A 14,377-nucleotide genomic window follows, 5' to 3' on the forward strand; every position below is an offset into this window, starting at 1 on the left:
ATATGGCGATTTATACGATAGGTGGTATATACGCCGTCAAAACTTTTATCACTATATGGATTAAGGATTATAGGAATGAGTACATTCCGCGTTGGATGTTAGACTGATAATTCTAATACTTCTCGCAAAATAAGATTCTTTATAGATCGATCACATAAAAAAGCGACTGGATATACTCATGGACATAAAAAAACTCACGCTAAATAATCTAGGACGCTTTGAAAACCTTGAGGTAGACTTTGCCCCAACTGAGAGTTATCAGTCGAATGTCACGGTATTCATTGGTAATAACGGTGCTGGTAAGACTTCCATACTAAACGCACTAGCAACTTCTTTAAGCTGGTTCGTTGCACGTTTGCGCACTGAAAAAGGTAATGGCACGACCATCGATGAGCTGAATATCATAGACAATGCGTCAGCTGCTGGTATTTCATTATACTTGTCCGATGATATTAAAATGGATAGTGAGATATCATTTTCATTATACCAATGGACGCTCGTAAAAGTACGAAAAGGGCGTAAAAGTGAGAAGTCTAGCAATCTAAGTCAACTTTCTAAGCTGGTAGATAATTACCGTCAGAAGCTCACCGATAATGACAGTGCCAGCCTGCCTTTGATTGCTTACTATCCAGTCGAACGTTCAGTCTTGGACATTCCGTTAAAAATCAGAAGCAAGCATAACTTTGATCAAATAGACGGCTATGACAGTGCGCTCAATCAAGGCGTAGACTTTCGGCGATTTTTTGAATGGTTTCGTGAGCGTGAAGATATTGAGAATGAGGAAGAGAGTAGAAGATTTGACGAATTTATGGCAAATGACTTTGCTGAATTTATAGAAGTAGACAGTTTAATTAGTAATTATGAAGAAAGAATTAACGAAGCAAATGTAAAAGATATAAATTTTTTAAGGAAGGAGTTTGAAAATATAAAGAAAGCCATGGATCTTATTAAGAAAGTAGACGACGAACATCAAGACAAACAACTAAACGCAGTGAGAAATGCTATTACAGCTTTTATGCCTGATTTCAGCAATATTCGCGTTCAGCGTAAGCCACGCCTACATATGGCAGTTGATAAAGACGGTCGATCATTAAATGTGCTACAGCTCTCGCAAGGAGAGAAATCACTTATGGCATTAGTAGGTGATATCGCTCGTCGCCTAGCTATGATGAATCCTGAATTGGATAATCCTTTGCACGGTGATGGCATCATCTTGATAGATGAAGTCGATATGCACTTGCATCCTAGTTGGCAGCGTAACTTAGTGCCGCGCTTTACGACTACTTTCCCCAATTGTCAGATCATACTAAGCACACATTCGCCTTTAGTTATTAGCGACCAAAAAGATATTTTAGTCTACTTGTTAAATGATGGCGAGATCATCGCACTGCCTCCTTTATATGGAGAAGATGTCAATACGGTATTGCTAGAGGTGATGGATACCGACATTCGTGATCATGACATTAACGAACAGCTTGGCAATCTTTTAGATGCCATACAGGATGCTGATATTGTCACTGCAAAGATCTTGATAGAGACGTTAGAAAATGAGTTGCCATCAGGAAATATGGAGCTTGCCAAAGCAAGATTACTGCTTCGTAAAAAGGAGCTGCAACTTGCGAAAAATAACTAAGCAAGCAGGGTTTGAGCCACAAACCCTTACCCGCTGGAAGCGAGCAAACCCTCATGGCAATTATGATAACTTGAATAAAGTAGAAAGAGAAGATATCCGGCTTGCTTGTGCCACAGAACAGTTCTATCTTTGTGCATACTGCTGTAAACCCATCTCGGGGAATGGCAAAGATTGCATGAATGAACATGTCTTAGCTAGACGAATAGCACCGAATAAAAGCCTTGATTATACCAATATAGTAGCCAGTTGTAGGACACCTAAGCAATGCGATAATGCACATGGTTCGCAGCCATTGCCACTTACGCCTTTTGATATTGAATGTGAGACAGACTTAAAATTTAAGTTAAGTGGTAGAGTGGAAGGCAAAACTGCTCAGGCCAAAGAAACTGTTCGCGTATTAAATTTGGGCAATGACAATAAATCTTTGGTTGAGCAAAGAAGGCAATTTGTACAAGCTTTATTATTAGGTAATGGCATCGATCCTAATGATCTCATAGATGATAGTGATTTAATCCAAATGGTCATTGATGATTTATCGCATCCTAAGAATGGCAAACTTGAAGCCTTTGCGCCAATTGCTATAAATGCATTGAGACAATGGGTGGCGTAATGTCTAATAACACGATCAACTTCGCCGAAGAATTCAGCTCAAAAGTCCCTGCCTTAACCTTGCTGACTACATTGGGCTATGAGTTTATTTCGCCCAGTCAATGCCATGCCATGCGCTCAAAGGTTGCTTTAAACAAAGCCACCAATCAAGTGATGCTCCTGCCCGTTATGCGTGCATTTTTAGCCAAGCAAACTTTTACATTTGAAGGTAAGGCGCATCATCTATCAGACAGCGCCATTGATAAGATCATGCACGAGCTAAACCCTGCCATGAACTTAGGCTTGCAGGCGGCAAACGAGGCGTTATATAACGCCATGCTATATGGCGTGACCGTGACTGAGTTTATCGATGGTAAAAAAACCTCGCAAACCATCGCTCTGATAGATTGGAATAACATCGATAATAATAGCTTTCACGTGACCGAAGAGCTGGTGGTACTGAATAGCGAGGGCACGAGTAGTCGTAGACCTGATATCGTCTGCTTTGTGAATGGTCTACCGCTGGCAGTGATCGAAGCCAAACGCCCTGATTCGAGTAGAGAGTGGCAATCGACCAATGCCCAAGCGGTGTCCCAGCATATTCGCAATCAAAAGCCAAAAGAAATTCCGCATCTATTTGCCTATAGCCAGTTATTACTGGCCATCAATGGTAATGATGGTCTGTATGCCACCTGCGGTACGCCTGAGAAGTTTTGGGCAAAATGGGTCGAAGAAGAGATCTCTGAGCCTGAGTTTCATCGTTTAAAGAACCAAGTACTCAGTCCTAAGCAAATTGATAATTTGTTTGGTGATCGTCCTGCTTCTATTAAAAATGAATATCAGTCATTGATTGCTGGGGGTGATCTGGTCGTTACCGATCAAGACCGTTTAATCATCAGTCTTTTGCAGCCACAGCGTCTACTTGAGATGACGCGCATGTTTACCTTGTTTGATAAAAAAGTGGGCAAAATTGTCGCCCGTTATCAGCAAGTCTTTGGTATCAAAGCCCTGATTGAACGTATTAGTAGTTTCGATGAAAAGGGCAGTCGTGAGGGCGGTGTCATTTGGCATACCACAGGCAGTGGTAAATCTTTTACGATGGTGTTTTTCTCCAAAGCACTTATTTGGTTAGAAGAACTCGCCAAGTGCCGCGTCATTATCGTCACCGACCGTGTCGATCTAGAAACTCAGCTTAGTAAAACCTTTGCTTCTGGTGGTGTACTTAGCGATCGAGATAAATCCGATGCCATGGCAACTTCTGGTCGCCGCCTAGCGCAGCAAATCGGGCATGGTAATGAACGCGTTATCTTCTCTATTATTAATAAGTTTGGCTCAGCCGTTAAGTATGATGAATGTTATAACGACAGTCCAAACATCATCGTCATGGTCGATGAAGGTCACCGTAGCCAAAACGGTGAGAATAATATCCGTATGGCACAAGCCCTGCCAAACGCTGCCTTTATTGCCTTTACAGGCACGCCGTTACTGAAAGATGATAAGACCGAAAACAAATTCGGTAGCATCATTCACTCTTATACCATGCAGCAAGCAGTCAAAGACAAAACCGTTACCCCATTGTTATACGAAGAGCGTATCCCTGAATTGAATACCAATGACCAAGCTATTGATAGTTGGTTTGACCGTATCACCCAAAAGCTTACCGATGATCAAAAAACGGATCTCAAGCGTAAGTTCTCCCAAAAAGGTCAAATCTATCAGGTTGAAGGTCGTATTGAGCTGATCGCTCATGATATCTCTGATCACTTCCAAAACTTTAAACAGCAGCACCTAAAAGGTCAGTTGGCTTGTGACTCTAAAGCCTCAGCTATCCGTTATAAAATGGCATTAGATAAGATTGGCAAAGTGACCTCAGTGGTTGCCATGTCACCACCTGATACCCGTGAAGGGCATGACACCGTTGATGGTGAATCAAAAGACATTGTTCAAAACTGGTGGCAAGATAATGTCGCCAATCAATATGGTGGTGATGAAAAAGCCTATACCAAAGCTATCATAGAAGCCTTTAGTCAGGACGATGGCCCTGATATTATGATCGTTGTCGATAAGCTACTAACGGGCTTTGATGAGCCAAAGAATACCGTACTGTATATAGATAAGCCCTTAAAGCAACATAATTTGATTCAGGCAATTGCTCGTGTGAACCGCTTGCATGAGAAAAAGCGTTTTGGTTATCTGATTGATTATCGTGGCATCCTAAAAGAGCTGGATATCACCATTGAGAAATACCAAGACTTAGCAGAACGTACGCAAGGAGGCTTTGATATTGAAGACCTCAAAGGTCTGTATAACGCGATGGATACTGAGTATAAGCAGCTACCAAGACTACATAGCGAGCTGTGGGCGATATTCTCATCAGTGAAGAATAAACAGGATGGGCAAGCGTTAAGACAAGTGCTAGCACCTAAGATGCAAGAGATCGACGGCAGAGTAGTCGATACCAAGCTCAAAGAACGTGATGATTTCTATGCGGCTTTGACCGAGTTTTCTAACGCCATGAAAATTGCATTGCAATCGGCGTCTTTCTTTGAAGACAAATCATTTGATAGCAAACGTGATCGTTATAAACAGGATCTAAAAGCCTTTGTTAATCTACGCAAGCAAGTGCGCGAGGATGCTGATGAAACCATCGATTACGATGAGTATGAAGCAGATATTCGCAGCTTACTCGATAAGCATATTGCAGGGCTTGAGGTGAAAGAAGCAAAGGGCGTTTATCTAGTCGATAACTTAGGTAAGCTGGGAGAAAACGTTAAGCCTGAAGCGATGAGTGACGATGAAGCACGCAACCAAACCGATAAAATCACTGGTCGTGTTACTAAGATGATTGAGCAAGATTTGGCTGATGATCCTTATGCCCAAGAGTATTTTTCTAAATTGCTTAAGCAAGCGATTGCGGATGCCAAGGCAATGTTCGATGCGCCAGTGAAGCAATACATGATGTTTGCTGACTTTGAGCAAGCCGTCAAAGACCGTGATGTCGCTGATGTACCGAATGAGTTTATCGATGATAGTGGTAAGTTAAACAAACATGCTCAGGCATATTTTGGTTTGTTTAAGCACTTATTTGATGCTGATTTCTTGATAGATAAAGAGTTAGATAACGACAAGCTAGTCGCTTACGCCTTTGAGATTGATAATATCGTTAAGACAGCAGTGGCTGAGTATTCTATTAATCCAGCAGAGATCGAAAATGCTATTAGTGTCAAATTGCTGCCGATGTTATTTATGGATTTGGGTATCGATAAAGCGCAACAGCTCATCGAGGAAGTGCTAAAGATTACCCGTCTTGGACTTTCAAGAGACAAGTAGCCTAAGAGCAGCAAGAGGGTAGTAGGCAATGACTGAGAATGGTGTGTTTTATTATGGTCAAGATAAAATTGACTATGAAGTTGTGCGTAAAGAAGTAACTTATAAAGAAAAGATAAACCAGCCTGAAAGCGACAAGCTGATTGCTAAAAAGACCAAGCCTCGCAAAGTGGTCATCAAAGTACATCCTGATCAGCGTGTGGTTGCCACCGCACCTGTCGATGCTACCGATGAGATGATTTATGATGCCATGATGAAGCGTGCGCGCTGGATATGGCAAAGCCTACAAGGTTTTGCCAAACAACAAGATCATGTATTGCTCAAGCGTTATGTCAGCGGTGAAACCCAATTTTATCTAGGCCGTCGTTACGTGTTAAAAGTGATAACCAATATAGAAACTGCCAATGTAATACATAGCACTGTGAAGCTTAGTCGCGGTAAGTTAAATGTAGAATTGTCTCAAAGCGATTCTACATTAAATAGTGAAGAACGAATTACTATCGTCAAAAGCCTAATTGATAAATGGTATAAAGATAAATTTACATCAATCTCTAGAGAGAGGCTTGATGCCTTGATACATAAGGCTTCATGGGTAAAAAATAGTCCTTCATTGAGACTGATGTTAATGAAAAAACAATGGGGTAGCTGCTCTACTAAAGGCAATCTAATACTTAATCCGCATTTGGTAAAAGCACCAAAGGAATGCATTGACTACGTTATACTACATGAGCTCTGTCATATCGCTGAGCATAATCATAGCGAAAACTTTTGGCGGCTACTAACGCAAGTAATGCCGAACTGGAAAGAGGTGAAAGCTAGGCTTGATGGGATGGCTGAGCTTTATTTGAATGAGTGAGTATTAGTCATTGCTGCTACGGCAATGACTCTAGGATTATAGATAGTCCCATCTATCGAAACTTTCATAAGATGCATTCTAATTTCTATAATCCTCCCTTTTCTAGGTTACTAATATATATATTATTGGTATACTTGCCTGCTGTATAAGAACAAACAAATGTCTTTATTGTTGATTGATGGCGATAATTTTAGATCCTTTAGAAAATTATCATGAATGCTAAATTGATTTCACCTTTTGTCTTACTTTATAACTGCCAGTTAACTTGATCTAAGTATCAGCTGTATCTTTACAGTGCGCTATTAGAAAAACAGCTACAAGACTATTTCGAGAAATGAAATGCTTATATCTTCCATACCTACATCTACCCAGCATAGCTGGAAAAATATAGAAAATATTTCTATTATTGAATCAAATGAGTCATTGCTAACCATCCCAAATACGGAAAACCTAAAGCAATTTCCCATTTATTTTGATCATAATATTCCTCATGCCATCAATATTTGTGTTGCCAGGCATTCTGTTACCCAAAGATTACAACAAGCTGCTAACTTACTTCCTGACCATCTAGGTATTTTGGTACTTGATGCTTGGCGTTCTCGTGCTGTGCAAAAAGCCCTTCAAGAAGAAGTTGGTAATACTATTAAGATTAAGTATCCACATCTTAGTGTCAGTGAGCAACAACAGCTTCTATCAGATTTTGTTGCGCCCGCGCGAGCAGATTTTATTAGCCCGCATTTAACAGGGGGCTCTGTAGATATCACTCTGTTTGAGCGTGAGACAGGTGAGTGGCTAGATATGGGTGCTGATTTTGATGAACCTACAGAACGCTCACATACTCATTTCTATGAAGATCAGCCTGAGCATCCTGCTTGTCAAAACCGACGCTTGTTATATTCAGTTATGAGTAATGTGGGTTTCACCAACTTACCCACTGAATGGTGGCATTTTGATTATGGAAATCCACTTTGGGCCTATTATAACCAACAAAATCATGCCGTTTATGGCGCCGCTCATTGGGATGCTGTGACCCATTAATGACTACTACTTCTCCATTTTGAGACGTGTCTATATCAAGTTAAAGGAGGAATATTATGGAAACATTGATTCAAGCAGATGATCATTTAGCCTTATGGGCGTTTGTTATGGTCGCAGCAACCTCTGCTATTTTTATCGAACAACGTTATAAATGGGCAAGTAAAATTCCAGGTGCTGTCATTGCACTATTAATTGCTATTGCCGCATCCAACCTAAAAATCATCCCAACAGATGCACCTACATATGACATCGTCTGGGGTTATATCGTCCCACTAGCAATACCTTTGCTATTGTTCAAAACCAATATACAGTCTCTTATTAAAGAGAGCTGGAAATTATTACTGTTGTTTTTAGCTTCGTCTATGGCAACTATGGTTGGTACTATTCTTGCATTTATGGCTCTACGTCATTACATTCCAGAATTAGACAAAGTAAGTGGCATGATTTCAGCGTCATACAGTGGTGGAGGGGTGAACTACGCCGCCATGTCAGCCAAGTTAGCACCAAGTGAAAGCATTAATGCAGCTACTATTGTGGCTGACAATATGATGATGGCTTTTTACTTCTTGATATTAATTGGCTTAGCTGGAATACCTATTGTACGTCGCATATGGGGTTCGCCACATACCGATGCAATTGAGAAAAATCCGGAAATGTTAAACAGTCGTACATTGTCCGAAGCATTCTGGAAGCCCAATCTTATTTCTTTAAAAGATATTGCGATTTGCTTGGCTGCTTCAATGCTAATCGTATTAATTTCGTTCAAGCTATCAGCATTTTTACAGGCGCTATTGGGCACTAGCGATAATATTGTAGTTGGCCTTATCATTAGTTTGATTACTGATAAGTATCTTTTGTTAACGACAATCACGTTTATAATAGTTTCTATCTTTAAAAGCTCTTTTGAAAAGCTTAATGGTAGTCAAGAGTTGGGTACTTACTGCATTTACTTGTTCTTTGTAGTCATCGGTATTCCAGCATCAATTGGTTTGATAGTGACTCAAGCACCACTGCTGTTTGTATTTGTCTTGATAATTGCTATGGTCAATTTAGCGATCACCATGGGAGTGGGTAAACTGTTCAAGTTTAGCGTTGAAGAAGTAGTGCTGGCTTGTAATGCCAATATTGGTGGTCCGACGACTGCGGCAGCGTTAGCTATTAGTAAGGGTTGGGCTAACTTAGTAGGCCCTATCTTGGTTATCGGTACGGTAGGCTATGTAATCGGAAATTATGTAGGCACTATTGTATATTTCCTAGTGACTCAGATTGGTATGTAGTTATTAAAATAGAAAATACCATCAGTGTCGACCTTTGACTTCTTGAAGGTTAGACAAGAAAAAACCATATCAGTTGTACGTTTTTATATATTGTTCAGGAAATATAGACTAAGAAATAAAAAGCAAGCCACTAGAGGTGGCTTGCTTTTTATTTACTTTCTGAAAAACTTTCTAGTTATGGCGTGCCTGCATGCCCCACCTTAACTTGCACAGCTAACATACGTCCTTCGGTTTCTGCCTCAGATGAGACTTTAGCCTAGATTGGAAAGCTCCACTTAAAAAGGTACAAAAGAATATCTTGATGACGGTTATTTTTTAGCACTAGATGCTTACGGGGCCTATGATAAGGCTAAAGAAGCTAGCGTAGTCTGTAAGGTGTAATCTTATAAAAGTTTTAGTTAAAATATAGCTGAACTGACTAAAATGAAAAAGCCTCAACTTATGAGCTGAGGCTTTTTTTATTTTTCTGATTCAAATCTAGCAGATACTCCTCACTATCTAAAGCTCTACCTACCTAAGACAAGCTGCCCACCAGAAAAGCTGATACATCCATCACAGAACCAAGAGTTCAATCTCCTTGCATAATGTATATCTGCTGGAACATCTAATTGATAGGGACGACCACAGTACTCACAGTGTATGTCATCTAAATAAACCTGACATTTTGCAAGCGTAGCAAATAATGCATCAAGCTCCATGTCGTGGTCATAACAAAGTATTTTCAAATGCGCTATATAATCACTAGGGGACACATAAGACCAATACTCATGGCACAAATGCTTTGCTGTACCCTCTAGAGCTAAATCAAAGACGAAGTTCATACTCATAATATTCTCCTTAGTACCCATAGCCAGTGTGTGGTAGTAGCTCGTAAAGCGCACTCCGTAGCTGACCACGCATCTCATCAAGTACATAGTCAGGATTGGCATCTAAGCGTTTCTGAACCCATATGCGCAGCGCCATATGATTATCAAAGCAACTATCCACGTTTAAGAAACGAGCCAAACCACTACCTGACTGAATACAGAGCTCACAAATGAGGTAGTTACCTATATTGTTTGCGTCATTACTGACATAGCCACTAGGTTTGAACGTCGCATGCAGTTTATCGTAATCAATGATTTTCATTGTGACGTCTCCTTGTCAGTAGATACCTGAGCAATCTGACTGCGATTGACCAATGCTTCAAATGCACTACCATCCTGCCTAGTCATATTCGGTACGTAACGGCTATACGTGTTAAACAACATCTTGGTCGTAGAGTGTCCCATTTGGCTGGCTATCCACTCAGGACTTTCGCCAGCAGCTAACCATAACGTCGCTGCAGTATGACGGCTCTGATAGGCATTACGCTTCTTGAGACCCAAGATCTTAAGAGTAGGGTGCCAAACACGCTTATTCACATTGTTATAATCAAGTGGTTCACCTGTATGCGCGCAAAACACATAATCAGAGCGTCCATAAGTAATTGTCTGCTGCTCTTTTAGAGCGTCATAGACCCAAGGTGACATTTGAATCGCACGGTAAGACTCCTGAGTTTTAGGAGGAACAATTTTGCCTTTGACATAAGCTTGTTTGATCACAATCTCACGTCGATTAAAGTCAATGTTTTCCCAAGTCAACCCATCAATCTCACTCGTACGCATCCCTGTAAAAAAACGTACCAGATAATAATTGCGATAGTCTGCTCTCACACCGTTAATAAACGTCCAAACCTCATTCAGTGTGAATGGTTGAATATCCGTTTTAGGCTGTTTGAGTGCATTGATATCGTAGTAAGGATTATCAAACTGATAGCGTTTAGCTGCTTCTTTTAGTATCATACCTAAAGGTACCATGATCGAATTGATGCGTGCCGCTGACAGATGTTTGTTAGCTTTTCCGTACGTTACTTTGGCGAGCGATGAACGGAAGGCTAATACATCTGTCTTTTTTATGAGATGAATGGGCTTAGTCCCAAACTTAACAATCAAGTACATATCAATAATCTCCTTTATTTTGCGCTTGTAAGTATCACGCCATTCAATTTCTTTTTCAGAAAACCATAATTTTGCAAACTGTTCAAAAGAGGGCGTATCGGTATTAATGCATTCCTTGCGATCGTTTAACGCTACCATTTCTGCCGCTTTATCACTTTTTGGAAAGTACTTAGCATAGTTAAACAAACCTAGGATGATTTCTGCTTCCATTTTCTCAATCACTTTTTCAAGCTTTTTGCGATTCGCTGGAGTGTCCGTCAGGTTTGTCGTCTCCCGACAGCGTATACCCATATAATAAAAATCGACAAATAGCATATTGCTACCTCTGCGGGTTCTAATACTAGCCATCCTATTTCTCCTTATTGTAGTGCCATGGCGTTGATGCTACCGGCGATGCCAGTGCGCATATCTTTTTCAATCTCCTCCCAAATGTACAAAATCTTACGACCACCGAACGGGCGTATATAATGAATGCCCTCGATAAGCACACTATCCTTGAGCTCATTACGGATAGTACGAGGGTTATATTTGATGAGCTCAGAAAGCTCTTGGGTAGTTAGGTAGGTATGTGACATAATAAATTCCTTGTAAGCCAATTAAATAACTAGGTTGTTTTATCAAAATAACAAATAATTCTATAAAAGTAATTTGTTGTTCGATACAAGTACTTTACTAGCTATCGTTAGTCGATACAAGTACTTTTTTAGTCTATTAAGGAATTATTAATGATTTTATGTAATTTACCAGTGCTACTAGCTGAACGACGTATGAAGGTTGCAGATCTAATAAGAATGACAGGAATTAGCAAGTCGACAGTGCACAAGATATATAACGAACAGACTTCAAGAATAGATTTTGACACTATGGATAAAATTTGTGAGGCGCTAGATATTGAAGTAGGTGATTTATTTACTTATGTACCTAACGAGCCGCTAGATAAAGAGAAATAAATCTTGAAAGTGTTTTAGATAATTTAGGGTAGAGGTCGAAAGTGCTACTCTGAAAGAAAGGTGAATTAGAGAGCAGGCGCAACTTAGGCACAATTTGGGCACACACGTTTTTTGATGACGTTTACTGAAAGTGAGAAAAGAGGAGATTTGAATCGACATATAGTTTCCTTTTCCTCTATAGCCCATATATTACAGACAAAAAAAGCCCCAATCGTGAGATTGGGGCTTTCTAAATATTTGGTAGGCATAAGCAGACTCGAACTGCTGACCTCTACCATGTCAAGGTAGCGCTCTAACCAACTGAGCTATACGCCTATTTAGGTCATGCATTTTAGCAAGTTTTTCAAACTTTGCAAGCCTTTTCTATAACAATAATGACTTATTATCATAATATCTGATACGGCTTCAGATATTTAGTATTTATTAATACATTTTATTTAGTTTTAATAAATACTTATTTAATTAAGTTTAGTTTTTATTGTTAATTAGGTTGCAAACCCTACTATTTATCGAGATAGAGCTGATATGATATATCTTTAACTTTAGTGATAATGATAACGATTTCAAGTCAATCGTGTTCATTAAGAATAAAACGAGCACAAGTTGGAGGATAATATGGGTCTATTGGTAGACGGACAGTGGCAAGACAAATGGTACGATACAAAATCTAGCGGTGGACGCTTTGAGCGTGAAGATGCAGGCTTTAGGAACTGGATCACGGTAGACGGTAGTGCAGGGCCGTCAGGCGTAGGAGGCTTTAAAGCTGAAGCCAATCGTTACCATTTGTATGTTTCACTAGCTTGCCCTTGGGCACATCGTACCCTCATTTATCGTAAGCTAAAAGGTTTAGAGGATATAATTTCCTTATCTGTCGTCCATCCGTTTATGGGTGAGAATGGTTGGACGTTTGCAGCAGGCGAGAGCGTTATTGCCGATCCAATAAACAACGCCTCTTATGCTTATGAGATTTATACTGCGGCAAAACAAGACTATACAGGCCGCGTCACGGTGCCTATTTTATGGGATAAGCAGACTAACACCATCGTAAGTAATGAGTCGTCAGAAATTATCCGTATGTTTAACTCAGCTTTCGACGAAGTTGGTGCTGTAGCAGGTGATTTTTTACCGACTGAGTTATTAACAGAAATTGATGAGATTAATGCCTTTGCCTATTCTGCGATAAATAATGGTGTATATAAAGCAGGGTTTTCTACCACGCCAGAGGCCTATGAAGAGGCTGTGGGTGAGTTGTTTGCAGCACTAGATACACTTGAAGGTCGCTTAGCAACTCAGCGTTACTTGGTAGGGAGTACGATAACAGAGGCCGATTGGCGATTGTTTACGACCTTAGTACGTTTTGATGCTGTTTATGTCGGACATTTCAAATGTAATCTGCATCGCATCATTGACTACCCAAATCTATGGGGATATCTGTGTGATTTGTACCAAGTGTCGGGTATTGCGGAGACGGTGAATATGACGCATATCAAGCAGCATTATTACACCAGTCATGCCAATATTAATCCTACGCGTATCGTACCTGCTGGCCCAGTGATTGATTTTAATGAGCCGCATGACCGTGCACGTTTATAGTTTTATCTATTAAAAAGCATTCAGACAAAAAATAGCCCCAGCTACTATATAGTAGTTGGGGCTATTTTTTATGAGGTGACAGGCCGTTTACTTAATACTAAGCATTGTTTAGCTGGCGTGCTGCTTCTAGAGCAAAGTAAGTCAAGATACCATCAGCACCAGCGCGACGGAAGCCAATTAAAGACTCTAAAATGACCGCGTCACTCAACCAACCGTTTTGAATGGCTGCCATGTGCATGGCGTATTCACCAGAGACTTGATAAGCAAAGGTTGGTACACCGAAAGTGTTTTTGACTTCACGAATCAAATCTAAGTATGGCTGACCAGGTTTAATCATCACCATATCAGCACCCTCATTGATGTCCATGGCCACTTCATGCAAGGCTTCTGCACGATTGCCAAAATCCATCTGATATTGTTTCTTATGACCACCTTTTAAGTTGCCAGCACTACCGACTGCATCACGGAATGGACCATAATAGGCAGAGGCGTATTTAGCCGAGTAGGCCATGATAGCAGTATTCACAAAGCCTTCAGCCTCTAGGGCATCGCGCATGGCTTTAATACGGCCATCCATCATATCACTCGGTGAGATAATGTCAGCGCCAGCGCGTGCATGTACCAATACTTGCTTCACCAATACTTCGACGGTTGCATCATTGACCACATAACCGCTGTCATCGAGCAAACCGTCTTGACCATGTGAGGTATACGGGTCTAAAGCAACATCTGTCATAACTACCATTTCTGGTACGGCATCTTTCACTGCTTTTACCGTACGTGCTGTCAGGGCATTTTCATCATATGCTGATCTGCCGTCCGGTGTCTTTAGTGAGTTGTCAATCACAGGGAAGATATCGATAGTCGTAACACCTTCTGCTAATAGCTCTTTGGCATATTTAATCAGTAGGTCAATGGATAGGCGCTCGACACCTGGCATGCTCGCAATCGTTTCGCGCTGATTTTCGCCCTCTAGCACAAAGACGGGGGCGATGAAGTGCTTAGGGTGCAGCTCAACTTCACGAATCATGGCGCGTACATTATCGTTATAACGTAAGCGACGTAAGCGGGTGGCAGGATATTGGCGATTGAAGGTATAAGTCATATTAGTCTCGCTACATGGTGTTATCTGAGTT

Annotated in this window: 13 protein-coding genes and 1 tRNA gene; 8 read left to right on the plus strand and 6 right to left on the minus strand. The window is 40.7% G+C overall.

The annotated features are described in order from the left end of the window. The first annotated feature begins 178 nt into the window (after positions 1-178). From IPZ60_RS07190 to IPZ60_RS07215, 6 genes are all read left to right on the plus strand, one after another. On the plus strand, positions 179-1,633 hold the full coding sequence (locus IPZ60_RS07190) for an AAA family ATPase (RefSeq protein WP_194197166.1): 1,455 nt from the start codon (positions 179-181) through the stop codon (positions 1,631-1,633). Continuing rightward, entirely contained in the window at positions 1,617-2,243 is a 627-nt protein-coding gene (locus tag IPZ60_RS07195) for a TIGR02646 family protein (RefSeq protein ID WP_194197167.1), read from the plus strand. The genes IPZ60_RS07190 and IPZ60_RS07195 overlap by 17 nt, the downstream gene beginning before the upstream one ends. Beyond that, positions 2,243-5,551 (plus strand): type I restriction endonuclease subunit R, encoded by a 3,309-nt coding sequence (locus IPZ60_RS07200; protein ID WP_194197168.1) that lies wholly within the window; start codon positions 2,243-2,245, stop codon positions 5,549-5,551. The genes IPZ60_RS07195 and IPZ60_RS07200 overlap by 1 nt, the downstream gene beginning before the upstream one ends. Positions 5,552-5,579: 28 nt before the next feature. Next, entirely contained in the window at positions 5,580-6,404 is an 825-nt protein-coding gene (locus tag IPZ60_RS07205) for a M48 family metallopeptidase (protein WP_194197169.1), read from the plus strand. Between the two features lie 339 nt (positions 6,405-6,743). Continuing rightward, entirely contained in the window at positions 6,744-7,442 is a 699-nt protein-coding gene (locus IPZ60_RS07210; protein WP_194197170.1) for a M15 family metallopeptidase, read from the plus strand. A 56-nt stretch (positions 7,443-7,498) separates the two neighbouring features. Continuing rightward, positions 7,499-8,719, plus strand: coding sequence for a DUF819 domain-containing protein (locus IPZ60_RS07215; protein ID WP_194197171.1), 1,221 nt, complete (start codon positions 7,499-7,501; stop codon positions 8,717-8,719). 506 nt (positions 8,720-9,225) lie between these two features. Here IPZ60_RS07215 and IPZ60_RS07220 read toward each other — a convergent pair. Genes IPZ60_RS07220 through IPZ60_RS07235 form a run of 4 tightly spaced genes read right to left on the minus strand, consistent with a single transcriptional unit; the run spans position 9,226 to position 11,273 of the window. Continuing rightward, positions 9,226-9,546, minus strand: a complete 321-nt coding sequence (locus tag IPZ60_RS07220) for a hypothetical protein (protein WP_194197172.1) — start codon at positions 9,544-9,546, stop codon at positions 9,226-9,228. Between the two features lie 10 nt (positions 9,547-9,556). Further along, positions 9,557-9,847: a hypothetical protein gene (locus IPZ60_RS07225; protein ID WP_194197173.1), complete on the minus strand. Its 291-nt coding sequence runs from the start codon at positions 9,845-9,847 to the stop codon at positions 9,557-9,559. Continuing rightward, positions 9,844-11,046 carry a site-specific integrase gene (locus tag IPZ60_RS07230; RefSeq protein WP_194197174.1) on the minus strand — a complete coding sequence of 401 codons (1,203 nt, stop codon included), beginning with the start codon at positions 11,044-11,046 and terminating at the stop codon, positions 9,844-9,846. Before IPZ60_RS07230 ends, IPZ60_RS07225 begins: the two co-directional genes overlap by 4 nt. Before the next feature lie 11 nt (positions 11,047-11,057). Further along, a complete protein-coding gene (locus tag IPZ60_RS07235) occupies positions 11,058-11,273 on the minus strand; it encodes a hypothetical protein (RefSeq protein WP_045447035.1) in 216 nt (71 codons plus the stop codon). A gap of 150 nt (positions 11,274-11,423) precedes the next feature. On the opposite strand from IPZ60_RS07235, the gene IPZ60_RS07240 reads away from it, so the two are divergent. Continuing rightward, positions 11,424-11,648 (plus strand): helix-turn-helix transcriptional regulator, encoded by a 225-nt coding sequence (locus tag IPZ60_RS07240; protein ID WP_020443849.1) that lies wholly within the window; start codon positions 11,424-11,426, stop codon positions 11,646-11,648. A gap of 238 nt (positions 11,649-11,886) precedes the next feature. On the opposite strand, the gene IPZ60_RS07245 is transcribed toward IPZ60_RS07240, so the two are convergent. Beyond that, positions 11,887-11,963, minus strand: a tRNA-Val gene (locus tag IPZ60_RS07245). A gap of 300 nt (positions 11,964-12,263) precedes the next feature. Between IPZ60_RS07245 and IPZ60_RS07250 the strand changes: the two genes are divergently transcribed. Next, on the plus strand, positions 12,264-13,241 hold the full coding sequence (locus IPZ60_RS07250; RefSeq protein ID WP_194197175.1) for a glutathione S-transferase family protein: 978 nt from the start codon (positions 12,264-12,266) through the stop codon (positions 13,239-13,241). A gap of 97 nt (positions 13,242-13,338) precedes the next feature. On the opposite strand, the gene hemB is transcribed toward IPZ60_RS07250, so the two are convergent. After that, complete coding sequence (hemB, locus tag IPZ60_RS07255; RefSeq protein ID WP_194197176.1) at positions 13,339-14,346, minus strand: porphobilinogen synthase; 1,008 nt, start codon at positions 14,344-14,346, stop codon at positions 13,339-13,341. Positions 14,347-14,377: the final 31 nt, after the last annotated feature.

It is taken from the genome of Psychrobacter sp. NG25, from assembly GCF_015234355.1.
GTDB lineage: Bacteria > Pseudomonadota > Gammaproteobacteria > Pseudomonadales > Moraxellaceae > Psychrobacter.

What these genes read in the sequence shown, in the direction of transcription:
- IPZ60_RS07190 (WP_194197166.1), top strand. Translation starts at nt 179, where the DNA reads ATGGACATAAAAAAACTCACGCTAAATAATCTAGGACGCTTTGAAAAC.
- IPZ60_RS07200 (WP_194197168.1), top strand. Translation starts at nt 2,243, where the DNA reads ATGTCTAATAACACGATCAACTTCGCCGAAGAATTCAGCTCAAAAGTC.
- IPZ60_RS07205 (WP_194197169.1), top strand. Translation starts at nt 5,580, where the DNA reads ATGACTGAGAATGGTGTGTTTTATTATGGTCAAGATAAAATTGACTAT.
- IPZ60_RS07210 (WP_194197170.1), top strand. Translation starts at nt 6,744, where the DNA reads ATGCTTATATCTTCCATACCTACATCTACCCAGCATAGCTGGAAAAAT.
- IPZ60_RS07215 (WP_194197171.1), top strand. Translation starts at nt 7,499, where the DNA reads ATGGAAACATTGATTCAAGCAGATGATCATTTAGCCTTATGGGCGTTT.
- IPZ60_RS07220 (WP_194197172.1), bottom strand. Translation starts at nt 9,546, where the DNA reads ATGAGTATGAACTTCGTCTTTGATTTAGCTCTAGAGGGTACAGCAAAG.
- IPZ60_RS07225 (WP_194197173.1), bottom strand. Translation starts at nt 9,847, where the DNA reads ATGAAAATCATTGATTACGATAAACTGCATGCGACGTTCAAACCTAGT.
- IPZ60_RS07230 (WP_194197174.1), bottom strand. Translation starts at nt 11,046, where the DNA reads ATGGCTAGTATTAGAACCCGCAGAGGTAGCAATATGCTATTTGTCGAT.
- IPZ60_RS07235 (WP_045447035.1), bottom strand. Translation starts at nt 11,273, where the DNA reads ATGTCACATACCTACCTAACTACCCAAGAGCTTTCTGAGCTCATCAAA.
- IPZ60_RS07240 (WP_020443849.1), top strand. Translation starts at nt 11,424, where the DNA reads ATGATTTTATGTAATTTACCAGTGCTACTAGCTGAACGACGTATGAAG.
- IPZ60_RS07250 (WP_194197175.1), top strand. Translation starts at nt 12,264, where the DNA reads ATGGGTCTATTGGTAGACGGACAGTGGCAAGACAAATGGTACGATACA.
- hemB (WP_194197176.1), bottom strand. Translation starts at nt 14,346, where the DNA reads ATGACTTATACCTTCAATCGCCAATATCCTGCCACCCGCTTACGTCGC.